Origin of the sequence: Microbacterium sp. (assembly GCF_031988965.1) — a bacterium.
Taxonomy (GTDB): Bacteria; Actinomycetota; Actinomycetes; order Actinomycetales; family Microbacteriaceae; genus Microbacterium.
Genome location: NZ_DALZXX010000152.1, coordinates 3,435 through 6,539, shown reverse-complemented (window position 1 = coordinate 6,539; position 3,105 = coordinate 3,435). Strand labels below are relative to the sequence as shown.

General features: G+C 70.4%; 2 protein-coding genes. One reads left to right on the top strand and one right to left on the bottom strand.

What is annotated here, in order from left to right; genetic code table 11:
* A partial coding sequence (locus tag RTM68_RS16100) for a rhamnogalacturonan lyase (protein ID WP_312172843.1) occupies positions 1–2,433 on the top strand: 2,433 nt, incomplete at its 5' end.
* A gap of 91 nt (positions 2,434–2,524) precedes the next feature.
* Here RTM68_RS16100 and RTM68_RS16095 read toward each other — a convergent pair.
* On the bottom strand, positions 2,525–3,105 hold a 581-nt coding region (locus tag RTM68_RS16095; RefSeq protein WP_396654243.1), incomplete at its 5' end, for an Nramp family divalent metal transporter.

Here is a 3,105-nt window from a genome sequence, read left to right as displayed (position 1 = left end):
GCCGCGGCGACCCCGCAGCTCGAGGCGCTCGATCGCGGCCTCGTCGCCGTCTCGACCTCAGACGGGGTCTTCCTCAGCTGGCGGCTGCTGGCGACCGAGGCGGGCGGCGCGACCGCCACCGGCCTCAGCGGACCCGACTTCGCGGTCTACCGCGACGGTGTCAGGATCGCCACCGTCACCGACAGCACGAACTATGCGGATGCCGGGGGCGCGGCCGACTCGGAGTACTCGGTCGTGCCCGTGGTGCACGGCGTCGAGCTGACGGCATCCGCCTCGGCCTCCGTCAGCGCCTGGGCCGAGGGGCATCACGACCTGCCGCTCCAGAAGCCCGCCGACGGCGTCACGCCGACGGGCGAGGCGTACACGTACTCGGCGAACGACGTGTCGGTCGGCGACGTCGACGGAGACGGGCAGTACGAGTACGTCGTGAAATGGGATCCGTCGAACTCGAAGGACGTGTCGCAGCGGGGGTACACGGGCCCGGTCTACCTCGACACGTACGAGCTCGACGGCACGCTGCTGAACCGCCTCGACCTCGGCGTGAACATCCGCGCGGGCGCGCACTACACGCAGTTCCTCGTCTACGACTTCGACGGCGACGGGCGCTCCGAGACGATGCTGAAGACGGCGCCCGGAACGAAGTCGGTGCAGTACGCCGACGACGGCTCGGTCGCCGCCGAGTCGTACATCACGATGCCCGAGGTCGACGTGGCCGCCGGCCACTCGAACGACGACGACTACCGACTCAGCGCCGCCGACTACGAGGCGCACCTGGTCGAGATGTTCCTCGGCTGGAGCGAGCGCGACGAGGTCGTCTCGGGGCAGTGGCCCGCAACCCTCGAAGAGGCATGGGGCATGCCCGTCACGCACGAGTATCCGCTGTCGCGGGAGAGCGCCGAGGAGCTCGCCGACACGTTCATCGACGTGTACGCACCGAGCCGCAGCGCGCGCAACCTGCTGCGCGAGTTCGAGGGCTTCATCGTCGACGGCCCCGAGTACCTCACGGTCTTCGACAGTGCGACCGGCGAGGAGCTGCAGACCATCCCGTACCCGACCGAACGCGGCGACGACGGTCTGCTGTGGGGTGACTACGCGATGTCGCGCATCGAGCCGGGCAACCGCGTCGACCGGTTCCTGGCGGGCGTCGGCTACCTCGACGGAGAGCATCCGTCCGCGGTGTTCGCCCGTGGCTACTACACGCGCACGACGGTCACGACGTTCGACTGGGACGGCGAGAACCTCAGCCAGCGCTGGCAGGTCGACAGCGGCCACGTGCCCATGACCAACCCCTTCAACGACTCGCCGCACGGACGTGACGGCACGGATCCCGAGTTCGGCACGGTCACGACGCAGGGCGATCACTCGCTGAGCCTGGCCGACGTGGATGCGGACGGCAGGCAGGAGCTCGTCTACGGCTCGGCGACGATCGACGACGACGGCAGCCTGCTCTACAGCTCGTTCGACGTTCTGCCCGAGGGCAGCGCGGCTCCCGGCGAGAACGTGCGACTCGGTCACGGAGACGCGCTGCACGTGGCCGACATCGATCCGAGCCGCCCCGGTCTCGAGATCTGGACCGCCCATGAGGGGGCCACGAGTGCGCCCTACGGCTCGGCGATGCGCGACGCGGCGACCGGCGCGACCCTGTTCGGCGCCTACTCGGGTCGCGACACGGGTCGCGCCATGATCGGCGACGTCCGCCCCGACGTGCCGGGCATCGAGGTGTGGTCGAGCATGCCCGGCGGAACCGAGGGCAGCGGACTGCTGAGTGCGACGGGTGAGGTGCTGCAGCCGGAGACCCCGGGCACGAACATGTCGATCCGCTGGGCGGGGGACCTGACGACCCAGATCGTGAACGGCAGCGGCACGCAGACGCCGACGATCGACGACTGGACGCGCGGAAACCTGCTCACGGCGACGGGCACGCTCACCAACAACGGCACGAAGGGCAACCCCTCGCTCGTCGCCGATGTGCTGGGCGACTGGCGCGAGGAGCTGCTCGTGCGCACCGCGGACTCGAGCGCGCTGCGGTTCTTCACGACCACCGAGCCGACCGCGCACAAGCTCACGACGCTCATGCACGACGTGCAGTACCGCGTCGAGACCGCTCGGCAGCAGACGACGTACAACCAGCCGGCGTACACCTCGTACTACCTGGCGAGCGATCTCGACTGGGCCGACGTCCCGGTGCTGACGGCACCCGTGACGCCGAAGGCGCCGACCTTCAAGGACCGTCCCGGCACGGCCCATGACGAGGTGCAGGTGCCGAAGAACGCGACGGGCGTGACCTACTACGTGAACGGCGAGGAGGTCACGTCGCGCAACGGCAAGGTGCGCGTCTCGGGTGAGGTGACGGTCGTCGCCGTGCCCGACAGCGGATACCGGATCGCCGACGGTGCCGAATCGGTGTGGACGGAGACCCTCCGCGGGCGCTGACGCCTGCGGCGACAGGACGCCGCCCCGAGCCGACTCTTCCCGTGCCGGCTCGGGGCGGTTCTGTGTGTGGGCACTGCGTGCGGGGCGCAGATCAGGCGCCGGTGAGCACCAGCCAGAGCAGGGCGCCGTTGAGGGCGATGAGAAGAACGGATGCCAGGATGCCGGCGGCCGTGGTCCAGGTGCGGTTGACCCAGACGCCGAGGGTGCGCTTCTGCGCGGTGAGCGCGACGAGCGGGATCAGCGCGAACGGGATGCCGAACGACAGCACCACCTGGCTGAGCACGAGCGCCAGGGTGGGGTCGACGCCGATGCCGAGGATCACGAGCGCAGGGATGAGCGTCACCAGGCGGCGCGCCAGCAGCGGGATGCGCACGTGCAGCAGGCCGTGCATGATCTCCGCCCCCGCATACGCGCCCACCGAGGTCGAGGCGAGTCCTGAGGCGAGCAGGCCCACGGCGAAGAAGGTGGCGACGACCGGGCCGAGCCCTGCGGCCAGCGCGGCGTGGGCGCCCTCGAGGGAGTCGGTTCCGTCGACGCCGGCGAGGTTGGCGGCGGCGAGCAGCAGGATGCCGAGGTTCACCGTGCCGGCGATCAGCATCGCGATCGACACGTCCCAGCGGGTCGCGGTGAGCAGGCGCCGGATGCGCGAGGTCTCGGTGCGCACGGCCTCGG